This is a genomic window from Flavobacterium sp. F52 (assembly GCF_000278705.1).
Lineage (GTDB): Bacteria > Bacteroidota > Bacteroidia > Flavobacteriales > Flavobacteriaceae > Flavobacterium > Flavobacterium anhuiense.
In genome coordinates, this window is the sequence record NZ_AKZQ01000037.1 from 79,191 (window position 1) to 104,185 (window position 24,995).

Here is a 24,995-nt window from a genome sequence, read left to right on the forward strand (position 1 = left end):
TAATAGAATGAAATAAGTATTCAAAAAATATAATTTAAGTGTTATTTTGCATTCACTTTAAGTGCAAAAGTCTTTTTTATTCTTTTGGATAAAACGAAGCCCCGCAATGAAAATTTTACAAAAATTATCACATTACCGAATTTCACGTTATTATAAACTTTTGTTTGTAGTAGTTGATATTGTATTATTAAATCTTGCGACTATTCTTTCTGCATTGGCTAGATTTGGCAATTTAGACAAACTTTTATCTAAAGACGAAAGAACCATTTCGCTTTTGGCTGTTTTAATATGGGTTGCTTTACTGCTCCAAAAAGATTCCAATCGAAGCGTGAGGGTAGAACCAATCGAATCGATCTTATGGAGAACAATCAAAAAGATCTCTATTCATGCGGCTTTAGTGTCGATATTTGTCGTTTATTTAAAATACGTTGATATTTCAAGACTTCGATTGGTTTATTTTTATCTGATATTTTTTGGACTGCTCATGATTTCGCGATATTGTTCAATGAAGCTTTTAAAGTACGTTCGAGCACAAGGATATAATTTTAAAACTTTTATAATTGTTGGAGCAAATGAATCTGGAGAAAAAATTCGTAAAGTGCTTGCAAAGGATTTAACTTTCGGATATCGTTTTTTGGGTTTTTTTGATGAAACAAATAATAATCAGGTAGTTGATTCCAATTTGATTTTTGGGAGATTCGATGACGTTGAAAAGTTTGTTATCGATAAAAAAATTGACGAAATGTATGTGGCGCTGCATATTGACAATATCGAAATCATTAATGAATTGACCAGAATTTGCGAGCAAAATATGATTCGTATCAAATTCATTCCCGATTTTCAGCTTTATACAAAAGCAAGCAAAGTAGAAGTTGCTTTTTATGAAAATACGCCAGTTTTAATGTTTCGTCCTGAGCCTTTAGAATTTGCTTCAAACAGACTTTTAAAAAAAGCTTTTGATGTTTGTTTTTCGAGTCTAGTCATTTTACTCGTATTTCCGTGGCTGTTCCCGATTATTATGCTCATTATAAAACTGGAGTCGCCTGGCCCTGTCTTTTTTAAGCAGGAAAGATCAGGAAGAGACAACAGGTCGTTTATGTGCATAAAATTTAGAAGTATGTATGTAAATGGTATGGCTCATAAAAAACAAGCTGAAAAAGGAGACAGCCGAATTACCAAATTTGGTGCTTTTATCCGAAAAACGAGTATAGACGAACTGCCACAATTTTTTAATGTCTTTCTTGGCGATATGTCTGTCGTAGGTCCAAGACCACATATGGTTAATCTCGCTAAAGAGTACAGTGATCTTATTAATAATTATTTGGTGCGTCAATATGCCAAACCTGGAATTACGGGCTGGGCGCAGGTAAATGGCTTTAGAGGAGAAACAAAAGTCTTAAGCGATATGGAGAACAGAGTGGAATATGATATTTGGTATATCGAAAACTGGAGTTTTCTGCTTGACATTAAAATTATTGTAAAGACTATTATCAATATTTTTAAAGGAGAAGAAAACGCCTATTAGGTTTTTAGAACTTAAAAAATTGATTATTCTTAATAACTTCTTTTAAAGGCTCAATATTTTTAATTTTTATTTTATCGTCAAAAGCTGCAATATGCTTTTTATGATGAACATCGGTTCCGCAAAAATTATACATTCCTTTTGCTAAAAGATCGTCGGCAGTTTTAGCAATCTGCGATCCATAATATTCTACTGTAGAAAGAAGATTCAGCTGAAAAACACAGCCCGCATTTTTCAATTTTTCATATTCCGAAAACCTGTTGTGGTAAAAAACATATCGTTCAGGATGTGCCAAAACGGGAATGTAACCCGCAACTTGTATCTCAAAAATGGTTTTGTAAATATTTAGCGGAGCATTTAAATATGACATTTCCACCAAAACATAATTGTCTTTTAAAGTCAGAAGTTTTTCTTCTTTAAAATGATTTTCAAACCAGCTGTCAATAAAATATTCGGCTGCAGCCTGAACGGGCATTTTAATTTTGTTTTCTTCTAATGTTTTTTGGGTTTCTTTGAGTTTAGACTGAATAATTTCAGGAGAATTATTCCAAACATAATGATTGATATGCGGCGTTGTTACCATTTGAGAAACTCCAAGTTTTTGTAAAGCCGAAACCAATTCAATTGATTTTGTCATGTTTTTTGCTCCGTCATCAATTCCAGGCAAGATATGAGAATGGATATCTACAAAACTGCCATCAAGCAGTTCTTTTAATGCGGGTTTCGATTTGAGGAATGAAAGCATGTAACAAAAATGTATAAATCAGTTTTATAACGCGCAAAATTAGTCGAGAATTTGTAACAAGACATTTTAGAATTATGTTATATTTGATTTTTAGTAAAAAAGTAAAAAATTATGAAAATAAAAGAGAATTTGTTTAATCAGCGTATTGTTTCTATTGATTCTTTGCGTGGAATTACCATTTTTGTAATGATTTTTGTAAACGAATTGGCGAGTATTCAAAATGTGCCTCAATGGATGAAGCACATGCCCGCAGATGCTGATGCAATGACTTTTGTTGATTTAGTTTTTCCTGCTTTTTTATTTATCGTCGGAATGTCTATTCCGTTTGCTTTTAATGCCCGACTTATAAAAGGAGACAGTCCAAAAACAATCTGGACACATACTTTAAAAAGAGCCATTGCACTTATTATAATTGGTGTTTTTATGGTCAATGCGGAATATGGATATGTTGCCGCTAAAATGATAATTACGCCTGCATTATGGGGACTTTTGGCTTATAGTATGCCGATCCCGATTTGGAATAAATATCCAAAAGATTTTCCTCTTTGGCTAAAAAACGTATTGCAATACGGAGGAATTTTGGTTCTCATAGCACTCTACTTTATATATGTGCAAGATACAGGAGATCGCGGAATGACGCCAAAATGGTGGGGAATTCTCGGTTTGATAGGTTGGGCGTATCTTTTTACTGTCATTTATTATTGGCTGGTTTCAGGAAATCTGTGGGCAATGATTGCTTTTTTAGTTTTTGCTGTTGTAATGAATTCTCTCAATTTAATCGAAAACTCTTTTGTTCAAAACACTTCTTGGTTGGGTTTTATAGCGGGACATCTAACGCATGTTTCGCTGACTTCGGCAGGAATTATAATTTCTTTATTGTTTTTTGATCGAAAAATCAGTTCCAAAATCAACTGGCCGGTAATTGGCTTTATTGTTTTGTTTACGGTAACAGCAGTTCTGCTTCGCCCATATTTCGGAATTTCAAAAATAAAAGGAACGCCATCTTGGACAATGTTCTCTGCAGCAATTTGCGCCGCTTTGTTCTATTTTCTGTATTGGCTGATGGAAGTTAAAAAACAAACCAAATGGAGCGAATTCTTTATGCCTGCAGCGGCAAACCCATTGTTGATTTATATTTTACCAGGCGTTATTTATTATTTCTGTAAAGCTTTCAACCTTCATATTATACCAGGATATTTTAGAGAAGGAATTCCAGGAATTTTATGGTCTTTGGTGTTTTCAATAATTATGCTTTTTGTAATGAAAATTTTAAACAGATATAAAATTCAGTTGCATCTTTAAGGTTTCAAGTTGATGAACTTAACCGCAAAGAGCGCAAAGCTATACGCAAGGTTCGCAAAGTTTTTTACAAAAAGCTTTGCGAACCTTGCGTTTATAATGAGTAGGATATTTAGCAAAACCTTGCGTGCTTTGCGGTGAAAACTTGAAAACTTGAAAACTTGAAAACCTGAAACCTGAAACAAAAAGAACTAAAATATAACCGATTTAATCTTTAAAACCGAACCAGAAACAGGATTATAATTGACAAAATTGAATTTGCGTATATTATGGATATTCAAAAGTTTTCCGTTAGGAAGTTCGTCTTGTCTAAAATCTGACCAAGGAATTTTTATGGTGGAAAAATGTTTTGGCGAAGCGGAAATAGTTACTCTTGGGTGTGAACCTCCATGTACACAACCCGTTCCTTCGTCATTTCCCTCTCTTGCCTGTAGTTTTATAATTTGGGTTGATTGATAAATAATTTCTACTGTTTTAGAATCATCAGAAAGATCGGTTGGAACTCCGTCATTGGTTTCAGAAGGTGTAATCATGACATTCAATTCTATTTCTCCTTTCGGATTGTCTTTTGCCGTAACAGCAACAATTCCTTTTTCTAGTCTAATTTTGTTTATTTCCTCTTCGCTTTCTATTGCAGGCCCAGCAATAAACCATTTATTCGATTTTACAAGGTTTGGTCCATTCTTCTGATATTTTGCAGAAAAACCAAAAAGCAGCATTAATGGTAAAAAAATAAAAATTCGTAGCGTTTGCAAGTTTTTCAAAATCATAAGTTTATCATTTCAAATATAACTTTTTTGCTTCATTCAAAAATCTTTTTAATTCAGATAAAATTTTTGATTTTATTCTTAATAAAATTTTAAATTTGTAAGAAATGGTTTTTTTAAGGTATTGTGTGTGAATAGTTTACAAGTTAAATATGTCTTGGTTTTACTATTAATAGGATTGTTTTGTCACGCTCAAAATGATAGTACAGACGTGGGAACTCGAGATATTCTTGACGTTATTCATAAAATTTTTGATAAGCAGGATACGATTCGGCCAGATAGAAAGCGAAAACTAACTTTTTCTTTGTTGCCCGTCCCTGTCGGCGCTAATTCCAGTAATGGCTTGGTTGTTTCTTTTCTGACGACTTTTTATTTGGGAGATGCAGAAAAAACTAAAATGTCTCAGATCACTTTTTCGCCTTATTTCAGTTTCAGCAATCAATTTGTATTTCCAATCCAATCTTATATTTACACAAGTGATAATAAATGGAATCTAATTGGAGATTATCGGTATATGATTTATCCGCAGGATACTTACGGATTGGGCGCGGACAATTCTGATAAAGAAATGTCAACTCTCGATTACAAACAGTGGCGTTTTTATCAATTTATAACAAGGCAGATTGTCGGAAATTATCGTTTGGGAGTGGGTTTTCTTTTTGACAATTATAAAAATATTTCTGAAGAATCTTATATCGATGGAGAAACCGATTATTATAAATATATGAATGGCGATTATTCTGATGAGACTTCTTTCGGATTTGCGATTCAAGGTTTGTACGACTCAAGAGAAAATATTATTAATCCAGAACAGGGTTTATATGTTGAAGCCGATTTACGGCTCAATACCAGTGGAGTAGAAGGCGACAAGTGGCAGTCTATCTATTTTGATGCCCGAAAATACCATTCTTTTAGCAAAACCAAACATCGGATTTGGGCTTCTAGAGCATTTTTTTGGTCCACTTTTGGAGGAAAACCCCATTATCTGGATTTGCCCAGCATTGGTTGGGACCGTGAAGGAAAAACAGGCCGCGGATTTACCAAAAACAGATATCGAAGCAATGCTTTAATATATTTTGAAACGGAATACAGAACCGATATAAGCCGAAACGGATTTTTTGGCGCTGTTTTTTTTACGAATATTTCTTCGGTTTCTAAACTTGATACGTATGAATTTAAAAAATGGAATCCCGCGGTTGGAACTGGAATTCGCATTAAATGGAATAAACGCAACGGCAGTAATTTGGCTTTGGATTACGGAATCAGTAAAAACGATTGGTCGCTGCGCTTAGGATTATCAGAAAATTTCTAACTTCGGCCAAAATCTACAGATTCAATTATTCATGCAATTATCGGTTGTTATTTTAAATTACAATGTGCGTTACTTTCTCGAACTATGCCTTTTAAGTGTTCAGGAAGCAATTGCAACAATCGATGCAGAAATTATCGTGGTAGATAATAATTCATCAGACGGAAGTGTTTTGATGATGAAACAAAAATTCCCAGACGTAAAGCTTATTGAAAACAAAGAAAATTTTGGTTTCCCAAAAGGCAATAATATTGGTGTTCGTCAAGCGAAAGGAAAGTACGTTTGTATTTTAAATCCCGACACCGTTGTTGCAGAAGATACTTTTACAAAGATTCTGGCTTTCGCCGAAAGGCAAAATAATCTCGGAATTATCGGCTGTAAACTGATTGATGGAACTGGAGCATTTCTGCCAGAAAGCAAAAGAGGAATTCCAACGCCTTGGGTTGCCTTCACAAAAATCTTAGGATTGTATAAAGTCTTTCCCCAAAACAGATTTTTTAATCAATATTACGCGCAACATCTCAATGAAAATGAAACAGGAAAAGTCGATATTCTCGTTGGCGCTTTTATGTTATTAGAAAGAAAATTGTATGGAGACTTGAATGGTTTTGATGAAGATTGTTTTATGTATGCCGATGATATTGACTTGTCGTATCGCGCTTTGCAAAAGCAAAAAACAAATTATTATTTCAATGAAACCACCGTTTTGCATTTTAAAGGAGAAAGCACCGTAAAAGACGAAAAATACATGAAGCGCTTTCAGGAAGCCATGAATTTCTTTTATCAGAAGCATTTTAAGAAGTCTTGGCTTTTTAGTGTTTTTATTCAAGTTGGTGCTTTTTTGTTTTCAATTGCTAAAATGTTTCAAGGAAAACCAAAAGAAAACCCATTGCCAGAAAGTTATTTTTTATACTCCGAAAATGAGAATTTCGCTAAAAAACTAGCTTCGATTTTGGAAAATAAAGTTGCTTTTTTAGATTTCAAAGGAGAAAAAATGGTAAATTCGTGCCTAATTTTAAAGGGTAAAAAGGCAGAGATCATTTTGGATAATCACTATATTTCATTCAAAAAATGTATCGAAATCATAGAAACTCTTAAAGATAAGCAGGTTACTTTTAAAATTTTTCCCAAAAAGACGGGTTTTATTATTGGAAGTAATTCTAAGAATGACAGAGGGCAAATCGTGAAAATTGAGTAAAAAATTATATTAAGTGTAATTTATGTTTAAAATTTTCATTAATTTCGCAATCTGAAAATCAAAAACATCTTTTAGATTAACAATATGGCAAGATTTGAATTAAAGCTTCCTAAAATGGGAGAAAGTATCGCTGAAGCAACCATTACAAACTGGTTGAAAGAAGTTGGAGACAAAATTGAGGCTGATGAAGCCGTACTCGAAATTGCAACAGATAAAGTTGACAGCGAAGTGCCTAGCGAAGTATCAGGAATTTTAGTTGAGCAATTGTTTGGTAAAGATGATTTAGTGCAAGTAGGGCAGACTATTGCTATTATTGAAACTGAGGGCGGAGAAACAGCGACTCCAGAAGCTGTAAACGCAGTTCAAGAGACTGCTGCTCCTGCAGAAGCTGTGGAAATCGAAAAAACAATCGAATCGGTTAAAGAAACAGTAACTTCTCATGATTTTTCAGGATCAGATAAATTCTTTTCTCCTTTGGTAAAAAATATTGCGAAAGAAGAAGGTCTTTCTTTAAGTGAACTTGAAAATATTGCTGGTTCTGGAAAAGACGGACGAGTAACGAAAGAAGATATTCTAAAATATGTAGAGGCTCGTAAATCGGGTTCTGTTCAAGCGCCTCAAACAGTTGAAGCAGCTCCAAAAGTAGTTGCTGAAATTCCAAAAACTGAAGCTCCGAAAGCGGTTGAGCCTGTTGTTCAAAAAAGCCAGCAAGCAGTTCCGGTTTCTGTAAATGGTGCAGACGAAATTGTGGAAATGGACAGAATGCGTAAACTTATTTCAGGTTATATGGTGGCTTCGGTTCAGACTTCGGCTCACGTACAATCTTTTATTGAAGTTGACGTAACGAACATTGTGAAATGGAGAGATAAAGTAAAAGCTGCTTTTGAGAAAAGAGAAGGCGAGAAATTGACTTTTACTCCAATTATGATGGAAGCTGTTGCGAAAGCTTTAAAAGATTTCCCTGGAATGAATATTTCGGTTGACGGAGATTATATCATTAAAAAGAAAAATATCAATTTAGGAATGGCGGCAGCATTGCCAAACGGAAATTTAATTGTTCCTGTAATTAAAAATGCAGATCAGTTGAATTTGGTTGGAATGGCAAAAGCGGTTAACGATTTAGGAAACCGTGCAAAAGCTGGAAAACTAAAACCAGACGATACGCAAGGCGGAACTTATACAGTGACAAATGTGGGTACTTTTGGAAGTGTTTTCGGAACGCCAATTATCAATCAGCCACAAGTAGGTATTCTAGCGCTTGGAGCAATTCGTAAAGTTCCTGCGGTTATCGAAACTCCAGAAGGAGATTTTATCGGAATCCGTCAGAAAATGTTCTTGTCACACTCTTACGATCATAGAGTTGTTGATGGAGCTTTGGGGGGAAGTTTTGTGAAAAGAGTAGCAGAATACTTAGAAGCTTTTGATGTAGATAGAGATTTCTAAAATCATTTAAAAGATAAAATCAAATCCGATAGGCTTAAAAACTTGTCGGATTTTTTCTTTTGTAAGAAAAAAATTAAATCGAGATGCCTAGCCTCGCTCCAGGCTTATTTTGAAAAAGTTAAAATCGCGAATTGAAAGCTTTTTTAGACAAAAAAACTCCAGAATAAAGGAAGATATTCCGCTTTAAAAATTACATTTGTAAACTTATAAAAATTAGAAATGGAATTAAAACTAAACAAACCAATTTGCTTTTTTGATCTCGAAACAACGGGAATTGATATCGGTAAAGATAGAATCGTAGAAATTTCAATATTCAAAGTTTTTCCTAACGGAAACAAAGAAAGTAAAACCTGGCTGGTTAATCCAACAATTCCAATTCCTCCACAAACCACTGCAGTTCACGGCATCACTGATGAGAAAGTAGCTAACGAACCAACTTTTGCGGAACTTGCTCCGCACATTCACAATATGATTAAAGATAGTGATTTGGGCGGATTCAACTCAGATCGTTTTGATATTCCGCTTTTAGCTGAAGAATTGCTTAGAGCAGGAGTCGATTTTGATATGAAAAACAAAGTTTCTGTAGATGTTCAGACTATTTTTCACAAAATGGAAGAGCGTACATTAAGTGCTGCATTTAAGTTTTATTGCGGAAAAAGTTTGGATAATGCTCACTCTGCAGAGGCTGATACAATGGCAACTTATGAAATTTTAAAAGCACAGTTAGATCGTTATCCAGAATTGGAAAATGATATCAAATCGCTATCTGAATTTACAACGCGCAAGAAAATTGCCGATTTTGCAGGAATGATTGCTTTTGATAAAGATGACGAAGAAATTTTTACTTTTGGAAAACATAAAGGAGCAAAGGTGGAGAAAGTTTTAGAAGCAGAGCCGGGATATTTCAGCTGGATTCAAAATGCTGATTTTCCGCTGTACACCAAAAAAGTTTTGACAGCAATTAAATTAAGAAAATTAAATACAAAATAAGTTATCAGTCGCAGTCTCAGTTTTCAGTTTTGACTGAGACTATTTCTGTATTTAGGTAACTGCGACTGAAAACTGTGACTGAAAACTAAAAAGATGAAAATAGTTTGTGTCGGCAGGAATTATGCCAATCATATTGAAGAGTTAAAAAACGAACGTCCGAGCGAGCCTGTTGTTTTTATGAAACCAGATTCTGCAGTTTTGTTGAAACAGCATCCATTTGTTATTCCCGAATTTTCTGAAGATGTTCATCATGAAGTGGAAATAATCGTGAAGATTAATAAAGTCGGAAAATATATTGAGCCAAAATTTGCTCATAAATATTATGATGAAATAAGTGTCGGGATCGATTTTACGGCTCGAGATTTACAAAGTAAATTAAAAGAAAAGGGACTTCCGTGGGAAAAAGCCAAGGCATTTGACGGCTCTGCAGTTATTGGAGATTTTTTGCCAAAAACTGACTTTGTTTCTATGGAAAATCTTAATTTTGAATTAAGAAGCAATTCAGAAACAGTTCAAAAAGGAAACTCAAGTATGATGCTTTGGAAGATTGATGAATTAATCTCTCATGTATCTCAGTTTTTTACTTTAAAAATTGGAGATATTATTTTTACGGGAACTCCAGCAGGCGTTGCGGCTGTAAAACCAAATGATGTTTTAGAAGGCTTTTTAGAAGATAAAAAATTATTCAGAATACAAGTAAAATAATGGCTTTAAAGTATAACCTTTCGAAAGTATATGCGCTTTCAGATAACGATCCTGAATTTGTAAATCAAATTTTAACTTTATTTGTTACAGAAGTTCCGGAAGATTTAAAACAAATAAAAGAGGGAATTAAAAAGAAGGATCATAAATATGCTTATTCGTATGCGCACAAAATAAAGCCAACATTAGATTTAATGGGATTAAATGTAGCTTTTGAAGAAATCTTGCAGGTAGAGGCATGGACAAAAGCCGAAGGCAAGAAAAAAGATATTATCGAAACTTTTAAAAGTATTAAAGTACAGGTAAAAGAAGCGATTAAAGAAATTAAAAAAGATTTTGATCTTTAATATAAAATTTGGCTTATTCCTGATTTCTTTAAATTTAGGAATAAGTCAAAATCATTTTTTAAATTTTGTAAGCGGCTTATAATTTGTAAAAGCTGTTAATACTTTCCTCCAAGACAAAATTTAAATTTTCTACTTATAAATTATAGTCTTGCTTAATGTAAGAATCAAAAATATTTCACTGATATGAAAGCAGCAATTATTACTATTGGAGATGAAATCTTAATTGGCCAAATCGTAGATACAAATTCGGCTTTTATTGCTAAATCACTCGATAGAATTGGAGTTGAGGTGGCAGAAATGCTGTCGATAAGCGATGATAAAAAACATATTTTAGACACTTTTGCGCAATTGCAGAACAAAGTAGATGTTGTTATTGTGACAGGCGGATTGGGACCAACGAAAGACGACGTTACCAAGAAAACATTCTGCGAGTATTTTAATGATGAGTTGGTTGTAGATCAAAAAGTTTTGGCTCACGTTACAGAATTGATAGAAGGTTTCTACAAAAGGCCAATTTCTCAATTGAATAAAGATCAGGCTCTAGTTCCGTCAACTTGTACAGTATTGCATAATAAAGTAGGGACGGCGCCAGGAATGTGGATGAAAAAAGAAAATACGGTTTTTATTTCGCTTCCAGGAGTTCCTTACGAAATGAAATATTTGGTTGAAGAGGAAATAATCCCAAAAATCGTTCGTGAATACAAACGTCCTTATATTATTCACAAAACCATTTTGACGTATGGTCAAGGCGAAAGTTTAGTGGCAGAACGTATTGAGCAATGGGAAAATAATCTTCCAGAATTTATAAAATTGGCTTATCTGCCAAATCCAGGACGAGTTCGTCTCCGTTTGACGGCCCGCGGAACCAATAAGGAAGAATTAGAAGAGGCTATAGAACGTAATGTGCAATCATTGGATGCTATAATTCATGATATAATTGTAGGTTATGAAGAAAATGAAACAATTGAAACTGTAATTGGCAAATTGCTTTCTAAGCAAAATAAAACCATCTCAACGGCAGAAAGTTGCACTGGAGGAAGAATTGCTTCTCTGCTATCATCTGTTCCGGGTTCCTCAAGCTATTTTAAAGGAAGCGTTGTGTCTTATGCAACAGAAGCTAAAGTAAATGTTTTAGGAATTTCGCAAGATTTAATAAACCAATTTTCAGTGGTTAGTGCTGAGGTTGCATCTGCTATGGTTTTGAATGTTAAAGCATTGATGAAAACCGACTATGCGCTGGCAACGACGGGCAATGCAGGGCCTTCAAAAGGTGATTCTGATGCCGAAATTGGCACTGTTTTTATCGCTTTAGCAACGCCAGACGGGGTAATTGTAGAGGAATTTAACTTCGGACAACCTCGTGAAAAAGTGATAGATAGGGCATCTGTTAAGAGTTTGGAAATACTGCAGAAAGAAATTTTAAAAATTGTGCAATAATTTTTTGCTACAATGGTTTATTTTTCTTTTCTTTGCACCCTGATTTTGAATAACGATAAAAGATAAGTATAATGTCAAGAGTTTGTGACCTTACAGGTAAAAGAGCGATGGTAGGAAATAACGTTTCTCACGCTATGAACAAAACTAAGAGAAAGTTTTCTGTAAACTTAGTTAAAAAGCGTTTTTATCTTCCAGAAGAAGATAGATGGATTACTCTTAGAGTAGCAGCATCTACGATAAAAACAATTAATAAAAATGGAATCACTGCAGTTTTGAAAAAAGCGCAGTCAGAAGGATTTATCAAATAATCTTTTCCTAAATAAATATATAGCAAGATGGCAAAGAAAGGTAATAGAATCCAAGTAATTTTAGAATGTACTGAGCACAAAACTTCTGGTGTTCCAGGAACTTCTAGATATATTACAACTAAGAACAAAAAAAATACTCCAGATAGATTAGAGATTAAAAAATTTAATCCAATCTTAAAAAGAGTAACTGTTCACAAAGAAATTAAGTAATAATTAGAGATTTTGATAAAATCTCAAATGGTTTTTCATTTGAAGATTTATTGAATTCCAAAACATTTGAATCATGGCAAAGAAAACCGTAGCATCGTTACAAACATCTTCTAAGAGATTATCAAAAGCCATCAAAATGGTAAAATCTCCTAAAACTGGTGCATATACATTCGTAGAATCTATTATGGCTCCTGAAGAAGTTGATGAATTCTTGAAAAAGAAATAATTACAATTACATTATATAGAAAAGCTACTTTCATTCGGAAGTAGCTTTTTTATTACCTATATTTGTCTAAAAATTTAAAGAATCGTAACAATTGGCCTTTTTTTGAGAAACAATTGCGCTTTCTTTAAAGATTTGGATTTCTTGTCTAGAAATCGAGAAATCTAATAATCTAATAAACTACAAAAAATGAGTTTTTTTAAAAAATTATTCTCTAGCGAAAAAAAAGAAACTTTAGACAAAGGTCTTGAAAAAACAAAAACTACTTTTTTCTCAAAGTTAAGCAAAGCCGTTGCAGGAAAATCTAAAGTTGACGATGATGTTTTAGATGATCTTGAAGAAGTTCTTGTAGGTTCTGATGTTGGAGTAAACACGACATTGAAAATCATTCAAAGAATTGAAAAACGTGTTGCAGAAGATAAATATCTAGGAACAGACGAATTAAATCAGATTCTTCGTGATGAAATTGGCGCTTTGTTATCTGAGACTAATACAGGTGAAGCAACAGAATTTGAAGTTCCGAAAGATAAAAAGCCCTACGTTTTAATGGTTGTGGGAGTAAATGGAGTCGGAAAAACAACTACGATTGGTAAATTGGCTTACCAATTTAAAAAAGCGGGCCATAAAGTGGTTTTAGGTGCGGCAGATACTTTCCGTGCAGCGGCGATCGATCAGTTGCAGGTTTGGGCTGATCGTGTAAATGTGCCTATTGTAAGACAGCAGATGGGGAGCGATCCTGCTTCTGTAGCTTTTGATACTTTGCAATCTGCAGTTGCTCAAAATGCAGATGTTGTTATTATTGATACTGCTGGCCGTCTTCATAATAAAATCAACTTGATGAATGAGCTTACAAAAGTAAAACGTGTAATGCAGAAAGTTGTTGCTGACGCTCCTCACGATGTGCTTTTAGTTTTAGATGGTTCAACTGGTCAAAACGCTTTTGAACAAGCGAAACAATTTACAGCTGCTACTGAGGTTACTTCATTAGCTGTTACTAAATTGGACGGAACTGCAAAAGGTGGAGTTGTGATTGGAATTTCAGATCAATTTCAAATTCCTGTTAAATATATTGGTGTTGGCGAAGGAATTGAAGATTTACAAGTCTTCAATAAATATGAATTCGTTGACAGTTTTTTTAAATAATTTATAATGAAAAATATATCGGCTTTAACGTTCTATTTTGCTAGTGTAATATCTTTCGTTCTGGCAAACGTTTTAAAGGATAAAAATCTTTCAGTATACTATATTCTACTGGTTTTAGGAATTGTTTTATTCTTTTTGGGAGTGCTTAAAAGAATAAAAACTAATCGATAGTTTTTTATCTAAAAATATTTGAGCTTTTAAATAAAAGTGTTCTAATGACTTTTATTTAAAAGCTATTTTTTTATTGATATAGTGCATTAATTTTCTCCCACAACGTTTTGTCAAAATCAGAAAGCGCGAGATTTACATTATCGGCGGCATCTCCCATTCTGATTACAACCATTTTCTTGCTTGGAATTACATAAATCTTTTGGTCATTTTTGCCTAAAGCCATAAACATATCGCTTGGTCCAGTTGGGATTACACTTCCTTGAAAAGTTAACTGCGATTGAGGCAAATGATAACTTGATTTTCCGTTTAGCCACCATAAATACCCATAACCTAAATTGATGTTTTGAGAAGTTGTGGTTGCTTCATTAAAGAAAGCTTCATTTAGAATTACATTGTTTTCCCATTTTCCTTTATTCAGCATTAACAATCCAAAACGTGCCATGCTTCTTGTTGTGCTTGTATAAACGCTATTTACGCCAAGTTGAACCCAAGTGCCGTTCATGCCAATTTTATCTCTTAATTTGGTGTTGAAATAATTCTCCCAAGTTTGCCCACTTGCTTTTGCTACAACGTCCTGAAGTTTTACATATACATTATGATATGCCCATCTGGTTCCAGCGTCGGCTTTATAAATTAAATCTTCTGGATCGACTTCGTCTGAGGTATCGTCAAGACCAGAAGTCATGGTTAAAAGATGTTTACAAGTTATCAAGTTTTCTTTTGCCAGAGTTTCGCTTGTCCAGCCAGTTCCAATATAATCAGATACTTTATTGTTAATGTTTAAAAGCCCTTCTTGCTGAGCAATTCCTGTCATGGTTGAGGTTAATGTCTTTCCTGCACTTGCCCAATACCAATTTGATGTGGCTGTATGGTTATTGAAATAGTTTTCTAAAACAATTCGGCCATTTACTAAAATCATAAATGATTTAGAATTTTTAAGTTCTAAGTAATCCAAAAGAGGTTGTACAGCATTTTGATTCCATTTTAGATCAGCAATAGATTTTGTTTCCCAAGTTGTTCCTGTTAAGGGAGGAAAATACATTTTTTCTTCAGGAGTTGGAACGGGATCTGGTTCGGCTGAATCTTTACTGCATGCAGTTAACGACAAGAATGCCAGGATGGTGTAAATTATTCTGTTCATGTTTTTTTGTTTTTGGTTTGGGGTTTGACCAAAAATATGCAAAATAGTTTAATGTGTTTTTTGATTTTTTATTTCTTTTGATGATTATAAGACTATCTTTGTAGTCCAAGAAAAATTTCTTTTGAAAACGGGGGGCCTAGCCCTGATGGGAGCGGCATCCTTTTGTTTTTTTCTTTAAAAAACAAAAGATACAGCGGACAGCAGGATTAGCTCCTAAATCTTCGACTTCATTTAAAGAAAAAAGAATAAATTTTAATATTTTTATTTATGAAAAATGCTTTCATAGTTTTGTTTTGTTCGCTTTTGTTTGTGAGCTGTAAACAGGAAATACAACCTGCTGATATTGCTAAACTAAATGGCTATTGGGAAATTGAAAAAGTGGTTTTCGAGAAAGGTGAAGAGAAGGAGTATAAAATGAATGAAACTTTTGATTTTTTTCAAATCAAGAATAATAAAGGTCTTCGAACGAAAGTGATGCCGCAATTTGACGGCACTTTTTTGACAACAGATACTTTTGAAAATGTTGCAGTACGTTTTGCAGGAGATCAGGTTTTCTTGGATTATAAAACGAAATACACCAAATGGAGCGAAGAAATTATTTCGCTTTCGGATGATAAATTCGTGGTGAAAAACCCTCAAAAAATAGAATATCATTATAAAAAAGCTGGACCAGTAAATCTTTTGAACGATGGCGAAAAGACTAAATAACGAAACAACTATTGGCGCTGTTTTACAGCAAATTATTCAGGTAAATAAATTGCAACCTGGAATGGATCAAATTGATGTTCGTGAGGCTTGGCGACAGCTTATGGGAAATGGTGTGAATACGTATACCCGAAATGTTGTTCTTAAAGGCAGTACACTGTATGTTGAGTTAGGTTCTTCTGTTTTGCGTGAAGAGTTAACTCACGGAAAATATAAAATCGTAAAAATGATCAATGAAGAATTGGGGCGTGAAGTGGTGAAAGATGTGGTTTTACGATAGACTAAATTAGACTTCTTAGATTTTAGACTGGCTTAGATTTTCAGATTATTTTAAAAAAAATATAGATGATAAAAAGAAACCCACTTCAATGAAGTGGGTTTCTTTTTTTATTTAATTCTAAGAAATCTAAGTTAGTCTAAAATTCTAACCATCTAAGAAGTCAAATTAAAACTGCTCTCTAACTGCGAAGTGGAATGCACTTTCGATAGCAGCGTTTTCGTCGCTGTCAGATCCGTGAACTGCATTTTCTCCGATTGAAGTAGCGTATGCTTTACGAATAGTTCCTTCAGCAGCTTCAGCTGGGTTTGTAGCACCAATTAAAGTTCTGAAATCTTCTACTGCGTTTTCTTTTTCTAAAATAGCAGCAACAATTGGTCCACGAGACATAAATTCAACTAATTCTCCGTAGAAAGGTCTTTCTGCGTGTACTGCGTAAAATGCTTTAGCATCAGCTACAGTTAATTGAGTTAATTTTAATGAAACGATTTTGAAACCACCATTAGTAATCATTGCTAAGATATTCCCGATGTGTCCGTTTGCAACAGCATCTGGTTTAATCATTGTAAAAGTTCTATTTGTTGCCATTTTGTATTTTATTAAATTTTGTGCAAAAGTATACTTTTTTTATGAATTGATTTTAATAAATTCATAATTTAAACATACTAGAATGGTGTTTTGCTTAGAAAAAGTTTTTTTGAAATCATATAAGTGATGTAAGTTCATTTAAAAGCTTATTGAAAAATATTTGTTTGCAAATTGTGCAGCACTACTAAAACGATCTTATATCCATTTATATGGTTAAAAATTAGACTTTAAAAATCAATTTGTTTCTATAGAAAATCCATAAAATAAAGGTCCAAATGGCTACATAAGTTAACGCTCCAGCCAAAGAAGCTGCCATCGGATTGCTGAAAAATTGTGCAATGCCAAAACGGTACAAATAATCTAAAAGGTTAGTCTGCTCACTTGGAATTGATGGATTTTGAAAACGAATCATTACTAAAGCTTGCGGAATAATCTGCGAAGCAAAGAAAACTATCATTGGGTTTACTCCCCAAATGACAAATAGTTTGAAACCTTTTTTATATTCGGCAATGTCAATTATGTAATACAATACAGTTAAACATACTGTTGCCAATCCTGTTGTGTATAAAACATAACTGCTTGTCCAGATGGATTTGTTTATTGGAAAAACTAAATCCCAGATTAAACCGAAAAAGATTAGCGATGTGCCAATCATTCCCATTCTTTGCGCTTTTTGGATTTTAGTTATATTAAGAAGCAGAATCTGACCAATAAATAATCCAATGATTCCGTTTACAATAGATGGAATTGTGCTTAAGATTCCTTCCGGATCCCAAGTATTGGTTTCATGATACATATGTCCTTTTAATAAGACGCTATCAACCCACGCGGCCAAATTCGTTCCTCTTTCTAAATTAGCTTCTCCGATTCCAGGGACAGGAACTAAAGTCATAATTGCCCAATAGCCGAAAAGTAAAACAATTCCAGTAAAAAGTTGTGTTTTGCGAGATGTTTTTAAATATAATAAGGAAACTACAAAGTAAACTATTGCAATACGCTGTAAAACTCCAGGAAGTCTGACGTCTGCATAATTTTCAAAACCTCCATAAGCTAAAATGATATATATAGCTAGAATGCTAAAAGCAAAAATGTTTTTTAGCTTGTTGCTAAAATTTCCCATTAGCGCATAACCAACAGCAAAAGTAATGATCAGCCTTACTAGCAGAAGCGGAATTCCATCAAGACCAAACAATTGAATTTTTCCAAAGAAGTTAAAGAAAATCCCTAAACAGAACATTCTTAGAGAACGAATCAGGATTTTGTTGAATGTTGTTTCATCGTATTTTTTCTCCGGCATTGCAAGCGGTACAGCAACTCCCATTATGAAAATGAAAAACGGAAATACTAAATCGGTTGGCGTACAGCCATTCCAGTGTGCGTGTAAAAGCGGAGGATAAACATTTCCCCAGTCACCGGGATTGTTTACAATAGTCATCAATAGAATAGTCAGTCCGCGAAAGACATCAAGCGAAATTAGGCGTTCTCTTACCATTTGGTTAGGTCGTTTAATAGGTTATAAAAATATAATTCTATTTGGTTTGAGAGAGCAATAAGATCGGAAATGAGCTGGTTATTTGATTCCTAAATTATCGCTTTTGAATTTCTAAAGATAATTATTTTAGATTATTATGATATCAAAATTATGTTCTAAAGGTTTTAATTTCTGAATTAAAAGTGGAATCAGCTGATCTCCTTTTTCTAAATAAAATTCAGAAAAATTAGATTGGCGTTCTTGAAGACTGTAATTTGGAAACAATTCGCATTGTAAATCAGTAACGCGTTGCAATTGATCTTGAAGTTTTCTTTTTTGCGCTTTTAATAAGCGTTTTTCTAAATTTTCCAGCCCTTTCTTTTGCTTCACTTCTTGTGCTTTTACGGCTCCAGAGAAAGATTTGTCTGTCTTTTCGGCCAATTCAAAAAGATAGCCAAACTGTTTTTCAATCGCTTCTTTTTGTTCTGTTAAATCAATAGGAAATGGAGAAAGTTTGTGTGTTATCGAATTAATTAAATTCTCTGATTTGCTGAATAAATCTTTCCAAGTCAAACCTAAATTATCCGCTTTTTTAACTTGTTTTTCTGTTGCCAAAAGAACAGAATTTCGAACCAATAATATAGGGAAAGTGATATTTACGGCTTCAAAGAATGCTTTTAATTCTAACCAATAAGCAATTTCTCCGCCTCCGCCAATATAGCAGAGATTTGGTAAAATAATTTCCTGATATAGTGGACGCATAATTACATTTGGACTGAACTTTTCAGGATTGCTTTCTAACAATTTGAAAATTTCATCTTTTGAAAATGAGATTTTGGTATTGTTCACGAAATATTTATCATTCTCAAAAATGATTCTTTCACGCAGTTTATCTTCAATATAAAACAAATTAATCTCACGCGGATTTACCTGAACGGTATAATCAGCAAGTTCTTCAATTGATTTTTGAACTGCTTTATATGAAGTCTGATTCTGTAATTCTTCTTTTGCAAACGGAATAAAAGCACGTTTTAAATCGGCACTGTCTGCATCTATAATAACCAAACCATAATTGGCAAAAAGAGAATTGGCCAAATAACGCGTTGCATCTGCTAGATTTTCATGTTTTAAATAAGCGTCTTCAAAAAGTTTTTTAAGCGCATTTGCATTTGTGCTTGAGCCTAATTCTTTAGAATAAACTTCAAATAAATCTTCTAAGCCATCAGTTGCAAGCCTTCCGACTGGCCCAGTGCTTTCGGCATTCCAGCGGATTTTTTTTCCTTTAAAATTAAAATAATTAATCTCTTCAAAATCATGATCTTCTGTCGCCATCCAATAAACTGGAACGAAATTATAAGAAGGATATTTTGATTTTAATTCTTTAGTTAGATTAATGGTAGAAATAATTTTATATAAAAAATACAATGGCCCGCTAAAAAGATTTAGCTGATGTCCAGTTGTAATGGTAAAAGTATTTTCGAGTGCTAATAGCGAAATATTTTGTCTCGTTAAATCAGAAACCTCAATGTTTTGATATTGCTTCTGCAAAGTGTCAACCAATACTGCTCGGTTATTATGGTCAAAATTGGCTGATTTTTCAGCAATTTGTTTTTCGAAATTTTCTAATGTTGGAAAATTATTGTACAGCGGTTTTAATTCTGGCTTTTGATCTAAATAATCCTGCATTAGTTTAGAGAAATATCCAGAAGATTGAAAGCTGATACAGTCGGTAGGCATAATTTTAAATTTATTTTTGACAGCTGTAAATTTAATGAAAATATACAGTTAAAAACGCTATTAACAATTGCTTAAGATTTGATTTTTTTCTGATGCTTTTAAAAACGTTGTAATCAGGATTTTAAATTTTGATTATATTACATTGTGGAAAATTGAAAATTTAGATAATTTGTTAAAATTGTAAAGTAGTGGTAAAAGTAATTTGTGTAAACATGAATTTTTAATAATGAAACTCTATTTTTGCAAATAAAAAAGATATCAATTTTCATGAAAAATAGCCCGAGTAAAAAGAACTCCCTAAAACATGTACTTTTTGGAAGCCTTATAGGCACTACAATCGAATTTTTTGATTTTTATATTTATGCCAATGCCGCCGTATTGGTTTTTCCTCAATTATTTTTTCCAAGTTCAGATTCGACGATGGCCACTCTGGAATCCTTAGCCACTTTTTCCATTGCCTTTTTATCCCGTCCGTTAGGTTCTGCTTTTTTTGGGCATTATGGCGACAAAATTGGACGTAAATTTACCCTTGTTGCTGCTTTACTGACCATGGGAATTTCGACCGTTACCATTGGGTTTTTGCCAAGTTATGCCAGTATAGGTGTTGCGGCACCATTATTATTGATGTTATGCCGATTCGGACAAGGAGTTGGTTTAGGAGGAGAATGGGGAGGAGCCGTTTTGCTTGCCATTGAGAATGCTCCACCACACAAACGCGCTTGGTATGGAATGTTTCCGCAATTAGGAGCTCCAATCGGATTGTTGCTTTCAGGCGGAACTTTTCTATTGCTTACCGATTCGATGAGTAACGAAGATTTTATGAATTATGGTTGGAGAATTCCTTTTATTGCCAGCGCACTTTTGGTAATTGTTGGTTTTTATATTAGAACAAAAATTACAGAAACACCTTCTTTTGAAGAAGCTAAAAAACACGAAGAAGAAGTTAAAGTTCCTTTTTTAGAATTGGTGAAATCATATAAAAACCAGTTAATATTTGGAACTTTTGCAGCCATTACAACATTTTTGGTTTTCTATTTGATGACGGTTTTCACTCTAAGTTGGGCAACCTCAGATTTAGGAATTGCAAAAAGAGATGGGTTATTAATTCAATTATTCTCAGTATTGTTTTTCGCGCTATTTATTCCAGTTTCGGCTGTCGTAGCAGATAAAATTGGCCGTCGTAAAATGCTTATTGCGGCAACAGCAGCAATTGCTGTTTTTGGATTTTTCTTTTCGTTTTTCTTAAGTTCAGGAAATATTGCTTTGGTAGCTGTTTTTGCCTGTATCGGAATGTCTCTGATGGGATTCACTTATGGACCGCTTGGGACTTTTCTTTCTGAATTGTTCCCAACAAATGTTCGTTATTCGGGAGCATCTTTGACATTTAATATGGCAGGAATTCTAGGAGCTGCTTTTGCGCCAATGATTGCAATTTGGCTAGCTAAGACTTATGATGTGAGTTATGTAGGGTTCTATTTAATTGCTGCTGCTCTTATATCTTTAATTTCGTTTTTAGTGATTAGTAAAGACGAACATAAGTTTTGAAAATATTTAAACTAAGAAACCGTAATTGCCAAACCTAAGAATAAAGCAAAACCCACAAGATTAATTTCATTCTTGTGGTTTTTCTTTTCTATTAATCTATCTTTTCAGAGTAAAATGTCCCCTATATTCTGTTCCGTTTATTCTAGTAGCAGTAAACCAATAGTCAGATGCTGGTTCCTGATTACCAAGATAAGTTCCGTTCCAAGAGGTGTTTAATGCTAATTCTTTAATTAATTTTCCGTAACGATCAAATATTCTAATAGACGAATTAGGAGCTAAATAATCTGGATCTATTGTCCAAGTGTCATTAAAACCATCACCATTTGGTGTAAAGAATTTTGGATACGGAAGTTCATTTATCAAATTAATGCAATTCTTAGAAGTTGCTTCTAAAATATTTATGGTGACTGGAATTCTATCACTTTCGCAAGTGTTTTCGGTCTGAGAAGCATAATAAGTGATTCTATTCTCGAGCAAAGTAGATTCTGATAAAATATTGGTAGAAGAAGAACTTTCATACCATTTGATATTTCGTCCATCAATTTCAATATCACTAATTTTTGCATTTTTTTGAATGCAGAATTGTTGTGGAGAATCAGCAGATGGAATTGGAGTGTCTTGTATTTTTACAGTAATTGGTAGTCTTCCGCTTTCGCAGTTGTTTAAGGTTTGAGTTACATAATACGTTCCAGTATGTAATAAATCGGTTTCTTGTAATGTATTTCCATTTGTTGCAGCATCGTACCACTTTAGAGAAGATCCTACAATTTTAAGCTCTTCAATTGTTGAAAGTTCATCAATACAAAACTGTTGATTATTATTTCCTGTTGGTAAAGGCGTGTTATATACGCGAACAAGAATTGGTGTTCTGTCACTATCACAGCCAATTGTTTGCGAAGCATAATACGTTCGATTATCTTCTAAAAGAGTTGTATTTGGTAAAACAGAAGCAGAAAAACTAGTGTCAAACCATTTTATATTTTGCCCTGTTATTTGAATGTCATTAAGCGTTTTGTTTTCCTTTTTACAAAAAGATTGCTCCGGATTTCCCAATGGAGCTGAAGGAGTATTTACGATTGAAACTGTAACTCCAAATCTTGGGCTTTCACAACTGTTTTCTGTTTGTGATGCGTAATATGTTTTTCCATTTTGGAGATTTGTTGTTTCAGATAATAAATTACCATTTGTTAATGCATCATACCATTTTATAGAAGTTCCGTTAATTTCAAGATTGGCGATTGTTGGATTTTGTGCTGAACAAAACGGCTGGTTTGTATTTCCTGTTGGAGAAGTTGTTTCTATAACTGAAACAAATATTTTTTTTATGTTATCGCAATTGTCTATTCCGTTGATCTGACAACTGTATTCGCCACTATTAATAGTACTAGTATTTGCAATCACAGGACTTTGTTCAGTTGAAGCAAAATTGTTTGGGCCAGTCCATAAATAACTAGTTCCTCCAGATGCTTTAAGTTCTAATGCTGTCCCTTTGCATATAGGAGAGTTGCTTATAGCATTGGGAATCCCAAGTGGATTTGGTTCTTGAAATTTCATAAGAAAACCAGAAGGCCAATCTAAAGGCGCTTCCATAAAAGCTCCAGAACTTGCAATATCAGTATCTGCAAAACTTCCATTGATAATTCCACTTATAAAAATATTATTTGATCCTTCGCTCATTACTAGCGGATTATCAATCGATCCTGTTTTGCCAAAATAAGTACCCCATTGTTTTTTACAATTTCCATCTAATTTTATCATAAATCCAGAGAAAGTATAATTGACAGGATTATAGGCATTTGGACATGCTATGTCAAAACCATATACAGACTCCCCTGCAATGAAAATTTCATTGTCATTTTTTGGAAAAATTGATGTAACCTTTCCCTGTGAATAACTTAACCAAGTAAGTTTTTGAAGAGCTAAATTAAATTTTGCAAAATAAGTACTTCTATAAGATGCTTTCATTACAGGTTCAAAAGCATCAGGAGTTGAAATGTTATCGTTTTCAGTTTCCCCTGTCATATATAAATTATCTCCAAATATTTTACAAGTATAAATCCAATCACTATTTGCCTTACCAAAATATGTACTCCAGATTCGTTGTCCATTTGGATTAAATTTTACAATTATTCCATCTCCTGTTGAGGATAGATTTCCAACACTATAGTCAGGTTTATATGAACCTGATGTTGCTACATTAGTGTCACTTTGAGAGTAACCTACTAAAATTATGTTTCCATCTTTATCAATTGCAGAATCTTCAAAGGAATCATCTTTATCACCTCCAAAATAGGTTCCCCAAATTCTATTTCCGTTCGAGTCAAATTTTGCTAAAAAACCATCAAAACGATTGTTGTCTATTCTATTTTCTTTAAAAGAATTTGGAGTAGAAATATATTCGTCACTAGTAGTTGTACCCGAAAGATAAATATAGTTTTGCTCATCAGCGACAACGCTGTTGGCAAATGTCAATCCATTGTCATTTCCATAATATGAAGCCCATTGTCTAATTCCATTTGAATCTAACTTCCCTAAAAACATCTCAGAATAATATCCTGATTTTCTCTCTTTAAAAGAACCTGCCGTCGATATATTATTTGTACTGGAAGTGTTCCCGCAAAAGATAAGGTTTTTATCCGCAGATACTTTTATGGATTTAATGTTGTCATCTAGGTCTCCGCCGTAATAGGTTGCCCATAATCTATTTCCATTGCCGTCAAATTTAGCAATGTAGCCATCATATGTAATTCGACCTGGATAATTTATAAATCCAGCATTAGGTTGGTGAGAACCTGAAGTCGCTATATTTGAAGTGCTTGCTGTCTTTCCTGCAAAATAGACATTTCCAAAACTATCTTTATCCAAAGCGTTTAACTCTGTCCACTGTAAACCACCATAATAGGTCCCCCAAAGTCTCGTAGGCACAGGATCAATAACAACTGTTTTACCCGCTAAGAAGTTTGCAGAACGAAATCCATAAACATTTTTCTTTAATTTTTGATATCCAACAACAATTGCCTTTTTATGCCCTTTTTCTTCAATCCAGCTTGCAGGAAGTGTTTCTTCCATTTTTCCAAAACGAGTATTCATTTGGATTTTATTATCAGTCAAATTGGTTTCTGCTCCATTAAACTTTAATTGAATATCAGAGATTTTTCCTTTTGGATGAATGACAAAATTATATTCTACTGTTTTTTGTGGATCTTCGGGAATTGTAAAAACAACATCAATATTTGGATAAATATTTTTATATGTAATTTGTTTGTATTTGTAAACTTCAGTAACTCCTTCAGGCTTATTTGGTATATTATAGTAGTTGCCAAAATCTCTTGACTTTTGTTCTGTAATCACTTCAACTTTATAATTGGAGTTTACAAAGTCAATATCTATTCGATGAAAAGCGTATTCTAAATTAAATTCTTCCTTTTCAGGACTTAAATAGGGAAGTGTTTTTACTGTTACAGAACGAACAATTGGAGTCTTTTTTATTTCATAAACATCATAAGAAAATCCATTTTTCTTCAGTTGAACATTCAAGCCATTAGAATTCAATAAGTACTTTACAGCAATATTTAGTTTTCCATTTTGATCTATAATTTGTCCTTTATTTTCTATAAAACCAATAGATTGATTTTTGTTTTGAGAAAATGAATGTTGTGTTAGTAAGAAAAAAAGGAATAGTAATGTATGTTTCATTTGAATAATTTGGCTAGTGGC

General features: G+C 33.5%; 23 protein-coding genes. 16 read left to right on the top strand and 7 right to left on the bottom strand.

From position 1 onward, the window contains the following. Positions 1–106: 106 nt before the first annotated feature. Positions 107–1,525 (top strand): undecaprenyl-phosphate glucose phosphotransferase, encoded by a 1,419-nt coding sequence (locus FF52_RS18900; RefSeq protein WP_008468068.1) that lies wholly within the window; start codon positions 107–109, stop codon positions 1,523–1,525. Positions 1,526–1,529: 4 nt separating this feature from the next. Here FF52_RS18900 and FF52_RS18905 read toward each other — a convergent pair whose 3' ends face one another. Next, positions 1,530–2,267 carry a tyrosine-protein phosphatase gene (locus tag FF52_RS18905; protein WP_008468069.1) on the bottom strand — a complete coding sequence of 246 codons (738 nt, stop codon included), beginning with the start codon at positions 2,265–2,267 and terminating at the stop codon, positions 1,530–1,532. Between the two features lie 111 nt (positions 2,268–2,378). Here FF52_RS18905 and FF52_RS18910 point away from each other — a divergent pair, with 111 nt between their 5' ends. Beyond that, on the top strand, positions 2,379–3,569 hold the full coding sequence (locus tag FF52_RS18910; protein ID WP_008468070.1) for a DUF5009 domain-containing protein: 1,191 nt from the start codon (positions 2,379–2,381) through the stop codon (positions 3,567–3,569). Positions 3,570–3,757: 188 nt separating this feature from the next. On the opposite strand, the gene FF52_RS18915 is transcribed toward FF52_RS18910, so the two are convergent. Then, entirely contained in the window at positions 3,758–4,336 is a 579-nt protein-coding gene (locus FF52_RS18915; RefSeq protein WP_008468071.1) for a hypothetical protein, read from the bottom strand. Positions 4,337–4,463: 127 nt separating this feature from the next. Between FF52_RS18915 and FF52_RS18920 the strand changes: the two genes are divergently transcribed. From FF52_RS18920 to ftsY, 11 genes are all read left to right on the top strand, one after another. Then, positions 4,464–5,645, top strand: a complete 1,182-nt coding sequence (locus FF52_RS18920) for a hypothetical protein (RefSeq protein WP_237718565.1) — start codon at positions 4,464–4,466, stop codon at positions 5,643–5,645. Positions 5,646–5,676: 31 nt separating this feature from the next. Continuing rightward, entirely contained in the window at positions 5,677–6,840 is a 1,164-nt protein-coding gene (locus FF52_RS18925; protein ID WP_008468074.1) for a glycosyltransferase family 2 protein, read from the top strand. 84 nt (positions 6,841–6,924) lie between these two features. Beyond that, positions 6,925–8,283 (top strand): dihydrolipoamide acetyltransferase family protein, encoded by a 1,359-nt coding sequence (locus FF52_RS18930; protein WP_008468075.1) that lies wholly within the window; start codon positions 6,925–6,927, stop codon positions 8,281–8,283. A gap of 219 nt (positions 8,284–8,502) precedes the next feature. Further along, positions 8,503–9,273 carry a 3'-5' exonuclease gene (locus FF52_RS18935; protein WP_008468076.1) on the top strand — a complete coding sequence of 257 codons (771 nt, stop codon included), beginning with the start codon at positions 8,503–8,505 and terminating at the stop codon, positions 9,271–9,273. Between the two features lie 93 nt (positions 9,274–9,366). Continuing rightward, on the top strand, positions 9,367–9,978 hold the full coding sequence (locus FF52_RS18940; protein ID WP_008468077.1) for a fumarylacetoacetate hydrolase family protein: 612 nt from the start codon (positions 9,367–9,369) through the stop codon (positions 9,976–9,978). Beyond that, entirely contained in the window at positions 9,978–10,322 is a 345-nt protein-coding gene (locus FF52_RS18945; protein WP_008468078.1) for an Hpt domain-containing protein, read from the top strand. The genes FF52_RS18940 and FF52_RS18945 overlap by 1 nt, the downstream gene beginning before the upstream one ends. Before the next feature lie 183 nt (positions 10,323–10,505). Then, a complete protein-coding gene (locus FF52_RS18950; RefSeq protein WP_008468079.1) occupies positions 10,506–11,759 on the top strand; it encodes a CinA family nicotinamide mononucleotide deamidase-related protein in 1,254 nt (417 codons plus the stop codon). A gap of 71 nt (positions 11,760–11,830) precedes the next feature. Beyond that, positions 11,831–12,067 carry a 50S ribosomal protein L28 gene (gene rpmB / locus FF52_RS18955; RefSeq protein WP_008468080.1) on the top strand — a complete coding sequence of 79 codons (237 nt, stop codon included), beginning with the start codon at positions 11,831–11,833 and terminating at the stop codon, positions 12,065–12,067. A gap of 27 nt (positions 12,068–12,094) precedes the next feature. After that, positions 12,095–12,277 carry a 50S ribosomal protein L33 gene (gene rpmG, locus FF52_RS18960; protein ID WP_008253902.1) on the top strand — a complete coding sequence of 61 codons (183 nt, stop codon included), beginning with the start codon at positions 12,095–12,097 and terminating at the stop codon, positions 12,275–12,277. 73 nt (positions 12,278–12,350) lie between these two features. Further along, complete coding sequence (locus tag FF52_RS23455) at positions 12,351–12,503, top strand: DUF4295 domain-containing protein (RefSeq protein ID WP_008468081.1); 153 nt, start codon at positions 12,351–12,353, stop codon at positions 12,501–12,503. A gap of 186 nt (positions 12,504–12,689) precedes the next feature. Next, positions 12,690–13,643: a signal recognition particle-docking protein FtsY gene (gene ftsY / locus FF52_RS18965; RefSeq protein ID WP_008468083.1), complete on the top strand. Its 954-nt coding sequence runs from the start codon at positions 12,690–12,692 to the stop codon at positions 13,641–13,643. 241 nt (positions 13,644–13,884) lie between these two features. On the opposite strand, the gene FF52_RS18970 is transcribed toward ftsY, so the two are convergent. Then, positions 13,885–14,955: a serine hydrolase domain-containing protein gene (locus FF52_RS18970; protein ID WP_008468084.1), complete on the bottom strand. Its 1,071-nt coding sequence runs from the start codon at positions 14,953–14,955 to the stop codon at positions 13,885–13,887. Positions 14,956–15,222: 267 nt separating this feature from the next. Here FF52_RS18970 and FF52_RS18975 point away from each other — a divergent pair, with 267 nt between their 5' ends. Next, positions 15,223–15,663, top strand: coding sequence for a lipocalin family protein (locus FF52_RS18975; protein ID WP_008468094.1), 441 nt, complete (start codon positions 15,223–15,225; stop codon positions 15,661–15,663). Further along, positions 15,644–15,940: a DUF721 domain-containing protein gene (locus tag FF52_RS18980; protein WP_008468101.1), complete on the top strand. Its 297-nt coding sequence runs from the start codon at positions 15,644–15,646 to the stop codon at positions 15,938–15,940. Before FF52_RS18975 ends, FF52_RS18980 begins: the two co-directional genes overlap by 20 nt. Before the next feature lie 165 nt (positions 15,941–16,105). Here the strand turns inward: FF52_RS18980 and FF52_RS18985 are convergent, their stop codons facing one another. From FF52_RS18985 to bshC, 3 genes are all read right to left on the bottom strand, one after another. Next, positions 16,106–16,525 carry a nucleoside-diphosphate kinase gene (locus tag FF52_RS18985; RefSeq protein WP_008468102.1) on the bottom strand — a complete coding sequence of 140 codons (420 nt, stop codon included), beginning with the start codon at positions 16,523–16,525 and terminating at the stop codon, positions 16,106–16,108. Positions 16,526–16,745: 220 nt separating this feature from the next. Beyond that, positions 16,746–18,017 carry an acyltransferase family protein gene (locus tag FF52_RS18990; protein ID WP_008468103.1) on the bottom strand — a complete coding sequence of 424 codons (1,272 nt, stop codon included), beginning with the start codon at positions 18,015–18,017 and terminating at the stop codon, positions 16,746–16,748. 126 nt (positions 18,018–18,143) lie between these two features. Beyond that, positions 18,144–19,733, bottom strand: a complete 1,590-nt coding sequence (bshC, locus tag FF52_RS18995; protein ID WP_008468104.1) for a bacillithiol biosynthesis cysteine-adding enzyme BshC — start codon at positions 19,731–19,733, stop codon at positions 18,144–18,146. Positions 19,734–20,000: 267 nt separating this feature from the next. Between bshC and FF52_RS19000 the strand changes: the two genes are divergently transcribed. Continuing rightward, positions 20,001–21,278 (top strand): MFS transporter, encoded by a 1,278-nt coding sequence (locus FF52_RS19000; RefSeq protein ID WP_008468105.1) that lies wholly within the window; start codon positions 20,001–20,003, stop codon positions 21,276–21,278. A gap of 96 nt (positions 21,279–21,374) precedes the next feature. Here the strand turns inward: FF52_RS19000 and FF52_RS19005 are convergent, their stop codons facing one another. Then, complete coding sequence (locus FF52_RS19005; RefSeq protein ID WP_008468106.1) at positions 21,375–24,974, bottom strand: T9SS type B sorting domain-containing protein; 3,600 nt, start codon at positions 24,972–24,974, stop codon at positions 21,375–21,377. Positions 24,975–24,995: the final 21 nt, after the last annotated feature.